This window comes from Mycobacterium sp. 1423905.2, assembly GCF_001673155.1.
In the GTDB taxonomy this organism is placed as follows: Bacteria; Actinomycetota; Actinomycetes; order Mycobacteriales; family Mycobacteriaceae; genus Mycobacterium.
The window spans coordinates 1-1,059 of record NZ_LZLE01000336.1; the positions used below are offsets into that span (position 1 = coordinate 1).

Annotated in this window: 2 pseudogenes; one reads left to right on the forward strand and one right to left on the reverse strand. The window is 65.4% G+C overall.

Features of this window, described 5'->3' with window-relative positions:
* Window positions 1–582, reverse strand: a pseudogene (locus A9W95_RS22955) (class I SAM-dependent methyltransferase); the annotation flags it as partial.
* Between A9W95_RS22955 and A9W95_RS28120 the strand changes: the two are divergent.
* Window positions 560–1,059 (forward strand): annotated as a pseudogene (locus A9W95_RS28120) (class I SAM-dependent methyltransferase); the annotation flags it as partial. The pseudogenes A9W95_RS22955 and A9W95_RS28120 overlap by 23 nt on opposite strands.

Sequence of the window (1,059 nt, forward strand, 5' to 3'; positions counted from 1 at the left end):
GTCGACGTCGGTGTAGCCCTGGCGGAATAGCTTCGCGCAACCGGTCAGGTACTTCATGTAGCGGTCGTAGACCTCTTGCGACTGGATGGCGATGGCCTGTGCGCGGTTGGCCTCGAGGGCGGCCGCCCACATGTCGAGGGTGCGCGCGTAGTGCAGCTGCAGCGAGTGGATCCGGGTCAGCTCGAAGCCGGCCGTGACGGCGTACTCCCCGACGGTCTGGGGGGTCGGGAGCCAGCCCCCGGGGAAGATCTCGGTGAGGATGAATTGCGAGAAGTGCACGATCTCGTGGGTCAGCCTCATGCCTCGCGCCCGGATCTCCTTGAAGGACGGGCGAACGATGGTGTGCAACAACATGATTCCGTCGGACGGCAGCGCCTGGTAGGCCATCTTGAAGAAGCGGCCATAGCGCTGGCGGCCGAAGTGCTCGAAGGCGCCGATGGAGACGATGCGGTCGACGGGCTCGTGGAACTTCTCCCAACCCTCCAACAGCACCCGCCGGCTGCGGGGGGTGTCCATCGCGTCGAACGTCTTCTGCACGTGCTCGGCCTGGTTCTCCGACAACGTCATCGCCATCACGTTGAGCCGCAACCACTATGCGCGCACCAAGCAGCGGCTGGCCGCGATCCCCACCAAGCGCCATGCCGACGCCCGGCTGCAGGGCTGGGAGGAGTTCGACGGTCAGGTCGACCGGATCGTCAGCTTCGAGGCGTTCGACGCGTTCAAAAAAGAGCGCTGGCCCGCGTTCTGGGACTGGGCCTACGCGACGCTGCCCGACGACAGCCGGATGCTGATGCACAGCATCTTCACCTATCCGCAGTCCAGCTGGAAGGACCGTGGCATCCCGATCACGATGACCGACCTGCGTTTCCTGCATTTCCTGGGCAAGGAGATCTTCCCGGGCGGGCAGATGTGCGGCGAGTCCGACATCGTCGACCTGTCCCGAAAGAGCGGCTTCGCGCTGGAGGAGACCCAGTACCTGCCGACGCACTACGCTCGGACGCTCGACGCCTGGGCGGCCAACCTGGAGGCCAACCGCGAACGCGCGATCGCCATCCAGTC